The 14,640-nt window shown below is 73.8% G+C and carries 10 protein-coding genes; 7 read left to right on the forward strand and 3 right to left on the reverse strand.

The window, feature by feature from the left end; all coding sequences use genetic code 11:
• Positions 1-65: 65 nt before the first annotated feature.
• The 7 genes from JYK02_RS24555 to cheB are packed head-to-tail and all read left to right on the forward strand — an operon-like array spanning position 66 to position 9,757.
• The gene (locus JYK02_RS24555) at positions 66-458 is read left to right on the forward strand and encodes a response regulator (protein WP_207054460.1); all 393 of its coding nucleotides are present in this window, start codon (positions 66-68) and stop codon (positions 456-458) included.
• Positions 455-2,563 carry a chemotaxis protein CheW gene (locus JYK02_RS24560; RefSeq protein WP_207054462.1) on the forward strand — a complete coding sequence of 703 codons (2,109 nt, stop codon included), beginning with the start codon at positions 455-457 and terminating at the stop codon, positions 2,561-2,563. Before JYK02_RS24555 ends, JYK02_RS24560 begins: the two co-directional genes overlap by 4 nt.
• Positions 2,560-3,006 (forward strand): chemotaxis protein CheW, encoded by a 447-nt coding sequence (locus tag JYK02_RS24565; protein WP_207054464.1) that lies wholly within the window; start codon positions 2,560-2,562, stop codon positions 3,004-3,006. The genes JYK02_RS24560 and JYK02_RS24565 overlap by 4 nt, the downstream gene beginning before the upstream one ends.
• Positions 2,987-5,527: a methyl-accepting chemotaxis protein gene (locus tag JYK02_RS24570; protein WP_207054466.1), complete on the forward strand. Its 2,541-nt coding sequence runs from the start codon at positions 2,987-2,989 to the stop codon at positions 5,525-5,527. The genes JYK02_RS24565 and JYK02_RS24570 overlap by 20 nt, the downstream gene beginning before the upstream one ends.
• Positions 5,524-7,893, forward strand: coding sequence for a HEAT repeat domain-containing protein (locus JYK02_RS24575; protein ID WP_207054468.1), 2,370 nt, complete (start codon positions 5,524-5,526; stop codon positions 7,891-7,893). The genes JYK02_RS24570 and JYK02_RS24575 overlap by 4 nt, the downstream gene beginning before the upstream one ends.
• A gap of 14 nt (positions 7,894-7,907) precedes the next feature.
• Positions 7,908-8,729: a CheR family methyltransferase gene (locus tag JYK02_RS24580; RefSeq protein ID WP_207054470.1), complete on the forward strand. Its 822-nt coding sequence runs from the start codon at positions 7,908-7,910 to the stop codon at positions 8,727-8,729.
• Complete coding sequence (gene cheB / locus JYK02_RS24585) at positions 8,726-9,757, forward strand: chemotaxis-specific protein-glutamate methyltransferase CheB (RefSeq protein ID WP_207054471.1); 1,032 nt, start codon at positions 8,726-8,728, stop codon at positions 9,755-9,757. The genes JYK02_RS24580 and cheB overlap by 4 nt, the downstream gene beginning before the upstream one ends.
• Positions 9,758-9,779: 22 nt before the next feature.
• Here cheB and JYK02_RS24590 read toward each other — a convergent pair whose 3' ends face one another.
• From JYK02_RS24590 to JYK02_RS24600, 3 genes are all read right to left on the reverse strand, one after another.
• Complete coding sequence (locus tag JYK02_RS24590) at positions 9,780-11,300, reverse strand: PAS domain-containing sensor histidine kinase (RefSeq protein ID WP_207054472.1); 1,521 nt, start codon at positions 11,298-11,300, stop codon at positions 9,780-9,782.
• 438 nt (positions 11,301-11,738) lie between these two features.
• Positions 11,739-13,118, reverse strand: a complete 1,380-nt coding sequence (locus JYK02_RS24595) for a sigma-54-dependent transcriptional regulator (RefSeq protein WP_207054473.1) — start codon at positions 13,116-13,118, stop codon at positions 11,739-11,741.
• A complete protein-coding gene (locus JYK02_RS24600; RefSeq protein WP_207054474.1) occupies positions 13,100-14,578 on the reverse strand; it encodes an ATP-binding protein in 1,479 nt (492 codons plus the stop codon). Before JYK02_RS24600 ends, JYK02_RS24595 begins: the two co-directional genes overlap by 19 nt.
• Between the last annotated feature and the right edge of the window lie 62 nt (positions 14,579-14,640).

Here is a 14,640-nt window from a genome sequence, read left to right on the forward strand (position 1 = left end):
GGTGACTCATTTCTTTCAGCGGGTCGGAATCGATCTAGCTTGGCCGGTCGTTTCCAGAGGACGCCATGCCCGAGGTACTCGTCGTCGATGACAGCAAGGTGATGCGCGACATGGTGGTCGCCTGCCTGCGGCCCTATCCGGACAGCCGCTTCACGCAGGCCTCCAGCGGCCTGGAGGCCATCGAGCAGCTGTCGCTCAAGCCGTATGACCTGCTCGTGCTGGACCTGAACATGCCGGACATCGGAGGCATCGAGGTGGTGGAGTTCGTGCGCGGCCAGGACCACCTGCGCGAGCTGCCCATCATCATCGTCACCACCCGGGGCGACGAGGCCTCGCGCGAGCGCGCCCTCCAGGCCGGCGCCAACCGCTTCATGACCAAGCCCTTCACGCCGGACTCCATCCAGGGGGCCGCGCGGGCGCTCCTGGAGAAGACGCCAGCCGAGGCGTCGCGCGGGTGAGTGGATCCGGGGAGTTCGCGGAGTTCCTCCCCGCATACCTGGCGGAGGTCGATGAGCTGCTCGCCTCCGCGCAGAAGGACCTGCTCGCGGTGGAGGAGGCCGTCCGCAAGGGGCTGGCCCAGCCCCGCGCCGTGCGGGAGCTGTTCCGGGCACTGCACACGCTCAAGGGCCTGTCCGCCATGGTGGACGTGGAGCCCGTCGTCTCCCTGGCGCACTGGATGGAGGCGTCGCTGCGGCTGGCGGATCAGGCGGGCGGCCGGCTGCCCGAGTCCAGCGTGGAGCCGATGGTGGAGGGCTTGCGCGCCATCGAGCTGCGCGTGCGGCAGCTGAGCGCGGGCAAGACCGCGTCCCCCGCGCCCGCGAACCTGCTGGAGCGGCTGGAGGCGCTGGGGCCCCAGGTGCTGGACGCGGCCCCCAAGCGGGCCCGGCCCGTGAAGCTGGACGCGGAGGCCGCGTTCGCCTCGCGGCTGGCCCCGTCCGAGCGCGAGCAACTGGAGGGCGGCCTCGCGGGCGGTCAGCGCGCGCTGCGGCTGGACTTCGTGCCGTCGTCGGAGCGCGCCGCGAAGGGCCTCAACATCAACACCGTGCGCGAGCGCGTGGCGAAGCTCGCGGACATCGTGAAGGTGCTGCCCCTGTCCGGCGCCGCCGCCGGGGGCGCGTCGCTCGCGTTCGCGCTGCTGCTGCTGACGCGCGCGGAGGACGCCGTGCTGCTGGACGCCGTGGGCGGCCCGCCCGCCACGGTGCGCTCGCTGGAGGCGGCCGTGCCCGCCGGTGCCACCGGAGTTCCTGGCGAAGTTCCGGGCGAGGCTCCGGGCGCGGTCGTGGGCGGTGTCCTGCCTCCGGGCGCGGGCCTGCCGGGCGCCGCGGTGCTCGAGGAGGAGCTGGACGAGCCCGAGGTGCGCCGGGGCGGGGGCCTGTTGCGCGTGGAGGTGTCGCGGCTGGACGAGGCCATGGAGTGGCTGGCCGCGTTGGTGGTCAACCGCTCGCGGCTGACGCGCGCGGTGGCGGCGCTCACCCAGGCCGGGGCGCCCACGCGCGAGCTCAACGCCATCCTCCAGGAGAACGGCCGGCAGCTGCGCGACCTGCGCTCGGCCATCCTGCGGCTGCGCATGGTGCGGGTGGGCGACGTGCTGGAGCGGCTGCCCCTGCTGGTGCGTGGGCTGCGCCGCGCCACGGGCAAGGCGGTGCGGCTGGAGCTGGACGTGGGCGACGCGGAGCTGGACAAGGCCGTGGCGGACCGGCTCTTGCCCGCGCTGGTGCACCTGGTGCGCAACGCCGTGGACCACGCGCTGGAGCTGCCCGAGGAGCGCCAGGCCGCGGGCAAGCCCCCGGAGGGGCTGGTGCGCCTGTCCTGCCACGCGCGCGCCAGCGGCCAGCTGGAGCTCACGCTGCGCGACGATGGAAAGGGCGTGGACGCGAAGGCGGTGGCGAAGGCGGCCAACGCCCCCGTGCCGGACTCCGCGGACGCGCTGCTGGACCTGCTGTGCCGGCCCGGCCTGTCCACGCGCCAGGAGGCCACGCGCACCAGCGGCCGCGGCATGGGCATGGACATCGTGCGGCGCATCGTCGTGGAGCAGTTGGGCGGCGAGCTGGGCATGGAGACGCGCAAGGGCGTGGGCACCACGTTCACGCTGAGCGTCCCGCTCACCGTGACGCTGATGGACGCCATCGTCTTCGAGTGCTCGGGCCGCCGGTACGCCGTGGCGGTGGGCACCGTGGAGGAGCTCATCGACGTGGTGGGCGTGGTGCGCCCCGCGGGCGCGGAAGGCGTGGGGCTGGTGGAGCGCCGGGGCACGGCGGTGCCGCTGGTGTCGCTGGCGCGGTTGCTGGACACCGCTGCTTCCGGGGACGCGGGCGCGGGCACCAAGGCGCTCGTCGTGCGGCAGCGCGGGGAGCCCGTGGCCTTCGCCGTGGACCGGCTGCTGGGGCAGCAGGAGATTGTCTTGCGGCCGCTGGAGGATCCGCTGGTGCGCGTGCCGGGCGTGGCGGGCGCCACGGACCTGGGTGACGGACAGCCCACGCTGGTGCTGGACCTGGGCGCGCTGGGCGCGGCCCGTGCGCTGCGCCGCAAGCGCGCGGCGCGGGCCGGGGAGTGGGTGTCATGAACGTGCTGCACGTGCTGTTCAAGGTGGACGGGACGGAATACGCGATGCCCGCGGCGGACGTGGTGCAGATGGAGTCCTTCACCGGCGCGACGCCGGTGCCGGGGGCGCCCGCGCACGTCGCGGGGCTGGTGCAGGTGCGCGGCCGGGTCATCCCGGTGGTGGACGCGCGAGTGCGCTTCGGGCTGCCGGCGGGGACGCCGTCGCTGGATTCGCGCGTGGTGGTGGGGCAGCTGGGCGAGCGCACCGTGGGGCTGCTCGTGGACAGCGCCCGCGAGGTGTTGAAGCTGGACCCGCGCACCATCCAGCCGCCCCCGCCCATGGTGGTGGAGGGCGCGAAGGGATTCGTGAAGGCCGTGGCGCAGGTGGGCCCGCGGCTGGTGATGCTCATCGATTTCCCCCGCGTGGTGGGGGAGGAGACGGCGGATGTCGACGGACAACGGTAACAGCGTGCGGCTGGCGGATGCGCGCGCGCTGGCGGAGCGCACCACGCTCCAGGTGGAGGAGGGCGCGGGCCTGGTGAAGTCCACCGAGCAGCTCGCGTCGAGGCTGGCCTCCGCGGGCAACGAGCAGGCCGCGGCGGGCGAGCAGGTGCGCATCGCCATCGAGTCCGTGGCCGCCCAGGTGGAGGAGACGAGCGCCGCGGTGCAGTCGCTGGTGCGCAACCAGGGCGCGGTGAGCGCCTCCGCGCGCAACGTGCAGCAGGAGGTGGAGGCCACCGCGGGCACCATGCAGGAGATCACCGCGTCCGTGGCCGGCGTGCGCAAGGACGCGGGCACGCTCGCCACCAGCGCGGACGTGACGGCCACCACGCTGGAGGAGGTGGCGCGCTCGGTGAAGGGCGTGAGCGCCAACGCGGAGGACCTGGCCGCCTCCAGCGAGGAGCTGCTGGCGAGCATGCAGGAGATGACCGCCACGGTGGAGGACCTGGTGTCGCGCAACCAGACGAGCGCCGCCACCACGGAGGAGGTCGCCGCCACCATCGAGGAGATGTCCAAGGGCATCACCCGGCTGGCCGCCGACGCGCAGGGCGTGGGCGAGCGCATGGGCCAGGTGTCCGGCGCCGTCGTGTCCCTGGGCAAGACGCTCCAGGACGTGGCGCGCGACGCGCACACCATGTCCTCCAGCGTGGAGGAGACGGCCGCCGCCACCGAGCAGGTGGCGCGCAGCACGCGCGGCGTGGCGGACCACGCGCGCGCCCTGGAGGCCAGCGCCCTCACCACCGCGTCCACCGTGCAGGAGGTGGCCGCCAGCGTGGAGGAGGTGGCCGCCACCTCGGAGAAGAACGCCGCCGTGGTGGACGCCAACGCGGCCACCATTGAGCAGCTGTCGCGCTCCGCGCAGGCGGTGGCCCGCGCGGCGGAGAGCATCAACACCCTGGCGTCCACCAGCGCCACGTCGTCCGCGCAGCTGGAGTCGTCCACCCGGCGCGCGGCGCAGCTGACGGAGGAGGCGCGGCTGGCCGCGGAGCGCGTGGGCACCAGCGCGCGCGAGGGCGGCGCCACCGTGGCGCGCTCCATCGCGGGCTTTGGCCGCATCCGCCAGTCCATCGTGGAGTCGTCCGGGGTGATGAAGGAGATGGGCCGGCGCGCCGAGGAGATTGGCGACATCGTGCAGACCATCAACCTCATCGCGGACCGCACCAACCTCCTGTCGCTCAACGCGAGCATCGAGGCGGCGCGCGCGGGCGAGCACGGCCGCGGCTTCGCGGTGGTGGCGGAGGAGATCCGCGCGCTGGCGGACCGCGCGGCGGCGGCCAGCAGCGACGTGGCCAAGATCGTCCGGGGCCTCCAGACGACGGCGCGCGAGGCGGCCGTGGCCAACGGCGAGGGCGTGCGCGCGGCGGACGAGGGCGCGGCGCTGGCGGGCGACGCGGAGCGCGCGCTGGGCACCATCCTCAAGGGCGTGGACGAGCTGGGCCAGAACGTGCGCGAGGCGTCGCGCGCGTCGGCGGAGCAGGTGCAGGCGGTGCAGGCGCTGGTGCAGGCCACCGCGAAGGTGAGCGAGCAGGGCCGGCTCATCGCCGCGTCCTCCGTGGAGCAGGCGCAGGCCGCGCAGGCCCTCTCCCAGGGCGGCACGGAGATGCGGCGCATGGCGCGCCAGACGACCCAGGCCACGCAGGACCAGGCCAAGGCGCTGCGCGACGCGGTGCGCTCCAACACCCAGCTGACGGAGGTGGCGGAGAAGGTGTCGCGCGCGATGCAGGAGCAGGCGCAGGCCGCCACGGACCTGGCCCGCAGCACGACGCAGATGCGCCAGTTGGTGCAGGGCGTGAGCAACGCCGTGACGGCGCAGGGCCAGCAGGTGGGAGTGCTGGGCGCGACGGCGCAGGAGGTGGCGACCTCCACGCAGCGCACGCTCACCGGCGTCGCGGAGCAGGCCAAGGCCGCGCAGGAGGTGACGCGCGCCATGGAGGCCACCCGCAAGGAGGTGGCCCAGTCCACGCGCGCCATGGCGGAGCAGGCGCGCGCCCTCAAGCAGGGCGAGCTGGCCAGCCGCCAGGTGGCGAACCTGGCCAAGGAGGTGACGCGCGCCACGGAGGAGCAGGCCCAGGCGCTCACGTCGCTGGTGCGCGGCGCGGAGGAGGTGCGCCGCGTGGCGAAGTCCACCGCGCGCGCGCTGGATGAGCAGTCGGAGGCGCTGGGCATGCTCACCGCGTCCACCGCGAAGCAGGCCTCGGGCGCGGCGGTGGTGGCCAAGGCAGTGCAGGAGCAGGCCACCGTCACCGAACAGCTGGGGCGCTCCGTGGAGGAGATGCGCATGCGGGCGAGGGAGATCGCCGTCACCACCGCCGAGCAGGCGCGCTCCACGGCCGTCACCGCGACCGAGGTGCGGGAGGTGGCGGGCCGGCTGGGGCAGCTGTCGCGCCTGCACGGAGAGCAGGTGGAGGGGCTGGCCCACCTGAGCGGGCTGCTGGGTTCCCAGGAGCCAGGGACGCCCCGCAACCCCAGGGAGCAGGCCACGTGACCGGTTCGACCGTGAGACACCACCCGCTGTCGCTCTCCGCGGACGACCGCGCCCGGGTGGAAGAGGTGGAGCAGCTGTCGCGCCGCGGCCCGGAGAGCCTGCCGGTGCTGGTGGACGGGCTGGACGCGCCGTCGTGGGCGGTGCGCCGCGCGGTGGTGTCCGCGCTGGCGCGCCTGGGCACCCCCGCGGTGCAGCCCCTGTGCGACCTCTTGCGCCACCGCCGGGACAACGAGGCGCGCATCGCCGCGGCGGTGGACGCGCTGGTGGCCGCCACCGGTGACGTGGAGGGCCCGGTGGAGTCGCTGGGCGAGGACCCCAACCCGGCCATCGTCTGTGACGCCGCCCAGGTGCTGGGCCGGCGGCGCAGCCGGCGGTCCGTGCCGCTGCTATCGCGGCTCATCGTCCACCCGGACGACAACGTGGCGGTGGCCGCCATCGAGGCGCTGGGCCGCGTGGGCGGCGGCGCGGCGGTGGACGCGCTCCTGTCCTCGCTGGGCAGCGGGAACTTCTTCCGCATCTTCCCCGCCATCGACGTGCTGGGCCGCTCGGGCGACCCCACCGTCGTGCCGGCGCTGATGGCGCTCTTGTCGGACCCCTTCTACGTCCTGGAGGCCGCGCGCGCGCTGGGCCGCACCGGCCAGGAGGCCGCGGTGCCCGCGCTGGTGGGGCTGCTCCAGCGCGGCAACGACGCGGTGGTGCGCGTGGCGGCGGTGGCGCTGGTCGAAATCCACGACGCGCAGGTGCAGCGCTTCGGCGGCGCGCGCACGGTGCCGTCGGTGCTGCGCTCCACGTCGTCGGAGCCGCACCCCACCGGACGCCGGCTGGCCCAGGTCATCGCGGGCGCGGACGTGGGGGAGAAGACCGCGCTGGCGCGCCTGTTGGGCTGGGTGGGCGGCGCGGACGCGGCCTCGGGGCTGCTGAAGCTGCTGGACTCGCAGGACCTGGGCGTGTCGCGCGCGGCCGCGGCGGCCCTGGGTGAATTGGGCGCGGAGGCGGACACGCAGATCCTCCAGGCGCTGCGCGAGGGTGACAGCTCGCGGCGCAGGGTGCTCTTGCCCCTGGTGGGCAAGCGCTCCGCGGCGGTGCCGGACGTGCTGTTGTGCCTGGAGGACCGGGACGCGACGGTGCGCGCGCTGGCGGCGGAGACGCTGTCGCGCATTGGCGACACGTCCGCGGTGCCGGCCCTGTTCGTGCGGCTGGCGGACGAGGACCCGCGCGTGTCGCAGGCGGTGGTGGGCGCCATCCAGTCCCTGGGCAGCGACGCGACGGAGACCCTGGCGCTGGAGGCGGCCCGGTCCCCGGACGCGCGCCAGCGGCGGGCGGCGCTGCGCATCGTGGCGTACTTCGGCTACCCGCGCGGCCTGGACGCGCTGCTCGCCGCCATGCGGGACCCGGACGAGCGGCTGCGCGACGCGGCCATCTACGGCCTGCCCTTCATCGACGACCCGCGCGCGGTGGACGCGCTGCTGGCCGCCGCGTCCCATGAGTCCGAGCGCACGCGCGCCACCGCCATGCGCGCGCTGGGCCAGACGGACAAGCAGGCGCGCATCACCTCCACGCTGCTGGGCGGCCTGAACGACCGCGACCCGTGGGTGCGCTACTACGCGTGCCAGTCGCTGGGGAAGCTCAACGAGGAGGCCGCCGCGGACGCCATCGTCGCGCTGGCCAACGACGACGCGGGCCAGGTGCGCGTGGCGGTGGTGGACGCGCTGGCGCACCTGCACACGGAGAGCGCCATGGCGGCGCTGCGCCGGGCGGCGTCCTCCGCGGACGCGGACGTGCGCCGCGCGGCGCTGCTGGGGCTGGGCGTGGCCCGGCGGCCGGACGCGCTGCCGGTGCTGCTGGAGGCGGTGCACTCGGAGGACCCGGCCACACGGCTCGTCGCCCTGTCGGCGGTCGCCGAGTACGACGCGCCGGAGACGCTGCCCGCGCTGTTGCGCGCCGCGGGGGACCGGGACGACAGCGTGCGCAGCGCGGCGGTGGGCTTCCTGGCCACGCGCACGGGCCCGCACGCCACGCAGTCGCTGGTGTCGCTGCTGGGTGACGTGATGCTGCGCGAGCAGGTGGTGGGCGCGCTGGCGCTGCCGGTGGAGGGACGGCTGGCGGGGCTGCTGGCCGCGCTGGAGGCGGCGGACGACGCGACGGCGCCCCTGCTGGTGGCGGCGCTGGCGCGCATGCGCCGGGCGGACGCGAGGGCGGCGTTGATGCAGGCGCTGGTCGGCGCCAGTCCCGCGGGCCGGCGCGCGGCGGCGCCCGCGGTGGCGGCGCTGGGCACGGTGGAGGCGCGCGAGGCGCTGGACCGGGCGGCCCACCGGGACGAAGACCCCGAAGTGCGCCGTGCCTGCCTCCTGGCCCTGGGCCGCTAGAGAACCCACGGCCCATGTCCACGCTGCCGTTGTCCCCGCAGGTCCTGGCCATCCTCGCCATGCTCATCGAGCAGCGCTCGGGCCTGCATTACGGGCTCGAGGACCGGGAGCTGCTGGCGGAGAAGCTGTCCACCCGCGCGCTGGATGCCGGGTTCGACTCGTTGCTCGACTACTACTACTTCCTCCGCTACGACCCGAAGGGGCCGGAGGCGCTGGACTCGCTGGTGGAGGCGCTGCTCGTCCACGAGACGTACTTCTTCCGCGAGCCCCAGGCGCTGGAGGTGCTGGTGGACGAACTGCTGGTGCCGGAGGTCAAGGCCGGCCGCAAGCCCCGCGTCTGGTGCGCGGCGTGCGCCACCGGCGAGGAGCCCCTCACGCTGGCCATGCTGCTGGACGCGCGGGGCGTGCTGGGGAACGTGTCCATCCTGGCCACGGACCTGAGCGCCCGGGCGCTGGAGCGCGCGCAGGCGGGGGAGTACAACCTGCGGTGCATGCGCGCGCTGCCCCCCGGCGTGCAGGGGCGCTGGCTGGACGTGGTGGACGGACGTCCGCGCGTGCGTCCAGACCTGATGGCCCGGGTGGAGTGGCGGCAGCTCAACCTGGTGGACACCGTGCACTTCCCGGAGCCGGAGAGCTGCGACGCCATCCTCTGCCGCAACGTGCTCATCTACTTCCAGGACGACACCGCACGCAGCGTGGTGGACAGCCTCACCCGCGTGCTGCGGCCCGGCGGGCACCTGGTGGTGGGCACCTCCGAATCGCTGATGCGTTTCGGCACGGCGCTGCACTGCGAGGAGCGCCGCGGCGCGTTCTTCTATAGTAAAGCGGGGCCATGACCCTGCGCGTGCTGGTGGTGGATGACTCGGCATTCGCGCGCAAGGTGCTGCGCAAGGTGTTGTCGGACGCGCCGGGCCTGGAGGTGGTGGGCACCGCGCGCGACGGGCTGGACGCGCTGGAGCGCGTGGCGGAGCTCAAGCCGGACGTCATCACGCTGGACCTGGTGATGCCGTCGCTGGACGGGCCGGGCTTCCTGCGCGCGCTGGCGGGCATGCCGGGCGCGCCGCGCGTGGTGGTGGTGAGCAGCGCGGGCACGGACAGCGAGCTGGCGGTGGCCGCGCTCCAGGCGGGCGCGGTGGACCTGGTGCACAAGCCCACGGCGCTGGCCACCGACCGGCTCTACGAACTGGGCGCGGAGCTGGTGGAGAAGGTGCGCATCGCTGGCGGCGCGGTGCCGCACTACGCGACCGAGCAGGAGGCCGGCGCGAGCGCCCCGTCCGCGCGGCCGCTGCCCTCCTCGTCACAGAAGCTGCTGGCGGTGGGCACGTCCACGGGCGGGCCGCAGGCGCTGACGCGGCTGCTGTCGGCGCTGCCCCGGGACTTCCCGGCGCCGGTGGTGCTCGCGCTGCACATCCCCGCCGGTTACACGGAGGCCGTGGCGAAGCGGCTGGACTCGCAGAGCGCGCTGGAGGTGGTGGAGGCGAGCGACGGAATGGAGCTGGTGCCGGGCCGCGCGGTGCTGGCGCGCGCGGGGCACCACCTGAAAGTGGCGCGGCACGGGGCGCTGAACCTGGCGCGCCTGGACCGCCACCCGCTGGGCACCCCGCACCACCCCTCCGTGGACGTGCTCTTCCAGAGCGTGGCGGAGGTCTGGGGGAGGGATGCCCTGGGGCTGGTGCTCACCGGCATGGGCGAGGACGGCCTCCAGGGCGCGCGGGCCCTGCGCTCCGCGGGCGGCGTGGTGCTCACGGAGGCGGAGTCCTCGTGCGTGGTGTACGGCATGCCGCGCGCGGTGGCGGAGGCCGGCCTGTCCAACGGCAGCGCGCCCCTGGACGACCTGGTCCCGCTCATCTCGCGCTTCGTGTGACGGGCGCCCGCGCCCCCTGCTTTCAGGGGCGGTGCGCGGACGGCGGCGGAGGCGGCGCGGGCGGCGGGCCCTTCTTGGGCGGCGCGCGGCGCGGCAGCGTGACGGTGAAGGTGGTGCCGTCGCCCTCGGTGGAGGTGACGTCGATGGTGCCGCCGTGCGCGTGGACGATTTCCCGCACGATGTAGAGCCCCAGGCCGTAGCTCATCTTCAGCGTGCGCGTCTGCTGCGGGCCCTGGCGGAAGGGCTCGAAGAGGTGGGGCAGGGTGGCCTCCGGGATGGGGCGGCCCTGGTTGTGGATCGTCATCACCACCTTGTTGCGCAGGCCGCGCGTGGCCAGGGACACGGGCGCGTCCGCCGGGCTGTACTTGAGCGCGTTCTCCACCAGGTTGGACACCACCTGCGCCAGCCGGTCCGGGTCCCAGTGCCCCTGCGTGTTGCCCTTGTGCTCCACGACGATGTCCCGCTGCGGGAAGGCCACGCGGAACTCGTGCGCCACCTTGGACAGCAGCTCCTGCGCGTCCGACCCGCGCGGCTCAATCACCACGCCGCCCACCAGCCGCGCGCGGGTGAAGTCCAGCAACAGGCGCGTCAGCCGCTCGATGCGCACCGCCGCGGTGGCGATGCGCCGGCTGGTGCGCGCCGTCTCCTCCGCGGGGCCCCCGGCCGCCAGCACGCGCGACCAGTTCATGATGGCGCCCAGCGGGCTGCGGATGTCATGGCTGATGATGCCCATGAGGTGTTCCTGGAACTCGGCGTGCCGGCGCACCTCTTCTTCGGCCCACTTGCGCTGGGTGATGTCGCGGCTGATGCCGAACAGGCCGAACACGTGGCCTTCCGGGTCGCGCAGCGGGCCCTTGGTGGACAGCCACACGCGCAGCTCCCCGGTGGGGTCCTTCTGCGCGTCCTCGTAGGTGAGGGGGTGGCCCGCCTTGAGCACGTCCCGGTCGTGCTTCATGTTGGCCCGGGCCTCGTCCGGCGGGAACAGCTCCTCGTCCGAGTGCCCGCGCACCTCCGGGACGGTGCGGCCCAGGGCGCGCGCGCCCGCGGAGTTGATGACCTGGTAACGGCCCTCCATGTCCTTGATGTAGATGGCGTCGGTGGTGCCCTCCATCACGGACTGGAAGAGCTGGCCCACGCGCTGCAACTCGCTGCGGGACTGGAACTCGCGGGTGATGTCGCGGCAGTGCACCAGCAGGCCGCCGTCCACGGCGCGGGTGGACACCTCGAAGCAGAGGTCGCCCTCGTGCCAGCGGTGCTCGTAGCACGCGGAGGCGGGCTGCGACGTGGCGGGCGCGTCCAGGCGCAGGTGCGAGCCCAGGCCCAGCACGTCCACCGCCTTCTTGCGCGCGTCATCCCCCAACTGGATGCGCGGCCCCAGCAGCTCGCGCATGCGCGGGCTCAGGTAGCGGATGCGCCAGCCCGCATCCACGCCGAGGAAGGCCTCCGGCAGCCCGTCCAGCAGCGCGAGCAGACCCAGGCCGGGCGCCTCCGTCGAGGACGGGGCGGGGGGACGGGAGCGCGGTCGGGCGGGAGCGTGGGCCATCGGCGGGTCGTCGGGGTAGGGGAGCGGGGTCCCTTCAGGTGGGAAACACGGCGGTGCTTCGCGAGCGTGCCCGGCTTCTGCGCCGGGACACGGAACCAGGACGGCGGAGGCCGTCCTGACCGCCTGTTACGCGATTCATGGACTCGTGGATTTCCGAGGGTAAGGAGAAACCTCCACCAGGAAACGGGACTGTGACGTTCCTGTCGCCCGCGGCGCGTGCGAGGTCCGCCACGCGACAGAAGACCCGGGTCTGGACGGGAACGGAGTGCATCCTCCTGGAACCATACCCCGCGCGAGGCAAAGCGGGGGCCCGCCCCGAGGGATGACAGGCCTTGCGCGCGGCCCGCCACCTTCCCGGCCCCCAGGCGTGCGCCCGTGGTGGAGGGTTGTGGCCGGAGCGGATGGGAGCGGGTCAGGGGGGCCCCTGATTTTCCCAGGTCAGGGTTTTTTTGCCTCCTTGGCTTCGGAGTCGCCGCGCTCCAGCTTGCGGTAGAGCGTCTTGCGGTCCACGCCCAGGATGCGCGCGGCGAGCGTGCGGCTGCCGCCCACGGCCTCCAGCACGCGGTGGATGTAGCGGCGCTCCAGCTCCTCCAGCGTCACCAGCTCCGACGGGTCCGTGTTCTCCGGCACCACGCGCGGCGTGCTGTAGTTGCGGATGCGCTCCGGCAGGTCGTCCACCGTGAGCTGTTCAAAAGACGTGAGCGCCACCGCGCGCTCGATGCAGTTCTGCAGCTCGCGCACGTTGCCCGGCCACCCGTAGGCCAAGAGGCGCTGCGCTGCCGCGGGGGACAGCCCCACCACCTTCTTGCCCGTGCGGGACGCGAACTGCTCCACGAAGCGCTGCGACAGGAGCAGCACGTCGTTGCCGCGCGCGCGCAGCGGGGGCAGCTCCAGGCCAATGACGTTGAGCCGGTAGTAGAGGTCCTCGCGGAATCGGTTCTCCTCCACCGCCAGCTCCAGGTCGCGGTTCGTCGCCGCGACGATGCGCGCGTCGAACGGCGTCTCCGTGTCCCCGCCCACCGGGCGCACCATGCGCTCCTGCAACGCGCGCAGCAGCTTCGGCTGGAGCGTCATGGGCAGCTCGCCCACCTCGTCCAGGAACAGCGTGCCGCCGTTCGCCTTCACGAAGAGGCCCGTGCGCGAGGCCTTCGCGTCGGTGAAGGCGCCCTTCGCGTGGCCGAACAGCTCGCTCTCCAGCAGTTGCTCCGGCATGGCCGCGCAGTTGATGGCCACGAAAGGCCCCTCCTTGCGCCGGCCCCGGGCGTGGAGGGCTCTCGCGGCCACCTCCTTGCCGGTGCCGCTCTCTCCGGTGATCAGCACGGTGGCGTCCACGTCCGCCACCCGGTCGATGAGCGCGTACGCCTGCTTGAGCGCGGGGCTCTCGCCCACGAGCGCGCCGTCGTCCTGGCGCTGGTCCAGGGCCTCGCGCAGCCGTCGCACCTCGGCGCGCAGGGCGCGGTGCTGCACGGCGCGCTCCAGCACCAGCACCAGCGCGTCCAGGTCGATGGGCTTGGTGATGAAGTCGTAGGCGCCCGCGCGGATGGCGGCCACCGCCGTCTCCAGGCTGCCGAAGGCCGTCACCACCACCACGGGGATGTCCGGCCGGTTGAGCACGATGCGCTCGCACAGCGCCAGGCCGTCCATGCCGGGCATGCGCAGGTCGGTGAGCACCGTGTCGAAGTCCTCGGCGGACAGCTTCTGGAGGGCCTCGTCCGCGGCGGCCACGGCCACCGGGTGGAAGCCCCGGCGCTGGAGGCCCTTCTCCACCATGGCGCGCATCTCGCGCTCGTCTTCGACAATCAGGATGCGGCCTGGCATGCGTGCGTCCCCGGCGGCAGGTAGATGGAGAAACAACTCCCACGGCCCGGCTCGCTTTTCACGTCAATCCAGCCGCCGTGGTCGCGCACCATCCCATAGGAGACGGACAATCCCAGCCCTGTTCCCTCGCCCACGTCCTTGGTGGTGAAGAACGGCTCGAAGACATGGGGCAGCACGTCCGCCGGGATGCCCGAGCCCTCGTCCTCCACGTCCAGCCGCACCCAGTCCTGCTCCGCCCCGCCCACGTCCGCGGGGGGCGCGGCGCGCACCACCTGCGAGCGCACCCGCAGCGTGCCGGGCCGGCTCATCGCGTGCAGGCCGTTCATCACCAGGTTCGTGAGCACCTGCTGGAACTGCCCCGCGTCCACCTCCACGGTGAACCCGGAGGGGACCTCCTGCGACAGCGCCACGCCCTTCTTGGTGGCCATGGGCTTGAGCAGGGAGAAGGTGCGCTCCGCCAGCAGCGACAGGTCCTCCGGCGCGCGGGACGGCGTGCGCCGGCGCGCGAAGTCCAGGAGCTGCCGGATGATGCCGGTCATGTGCTGCGCCTGCTGGAAGATGATGCGGGCGCACTCGTTCACCTCGTCGCCCTCCGCCTCGCCGGAGGACACCATCTTCGCGCGGCCCATGACGACGTTGAGCGGCGTGCCCAGTTCATGCGCCACGCCGGACGCGAGCTTGCCCACGGTGGTGAGCCGGTCCGCGTGGCGCAGGTGCTCCACCGTGGCCAGCCGCGCCGCCGTCTCCGACGCCAGCCGCGCCCGCGTCTCCTCCAACTGCTCGCCCATCCGGTTCATGGCCACCGCCAGCGTCGTCAGTTCGTCGCCGTGCTCGCGCCGCAGGGGCACGCGCGCGGTGAGGTCGCCCTCGCCAATCCGCCCCGCCAGATGCACCAGCTGCTCCACCGGCCGGCCCACCAGCCGGCGGCCCATGGCCATGGCGGCCAGGAGGAAGAACACGGAGAGCGCCGCCGTGGCGATGAACGTGCCCACCACGGTGGTGCGCACGTGCTGCTCCTGCTCGGACATGGACTCGGTGATTTCAATGGCGCCCATGCGCCGGCCCAAAAACACTGGCGTGTACGAGCGCAGCACGCCCGGGCTGGTGGACGCGTCCATCATCCAGCCGTCGTTGCCCGCGCGCAGGCTGAGCAGCAGGGCCGGAGGCAGCGCCGGCGCGAAGCCGGAGCCCGGCCCGCCGTCCAGCCACACCCAGCGCAGCCGCACCTGCTCCTGGAAGCGGTTGGCCTGGTTGAGGAGCGTGAGCGCTTCGGCCTCGCCCGCAAGCTGCCACGCCTTGCCAATGGAGCCGGCCAGCGTGTGGCCGAGCAGGCGGTGGTCGTGCTGCGTGTCGATTTCCGACCGGGCGAGCTCCCGGTTGACCTGGAACGCCTGCAGGCCGGCCATCACCGCGACGGCGAGCAGCACCAGGGCCAGGGTGAACTTGCGAGCGAGCTTCACGAAGAGGCAACCCCCGGTTCGTGCATGAGGGGGAAGGAACACACGGACCGGGGAGGTACGCT

The sequence above is a fragment of the Corallococcus macrosporus genome (assembly GCF_017302985.1).
In the GTDB taxonomy this organism is placed as follows: domain Bacteria; phylum Myxococcota; class Myxococcia; order Myxococcales; family Myxococcaceae; genus Corallococcus; species Corallococcus macrosporus_A.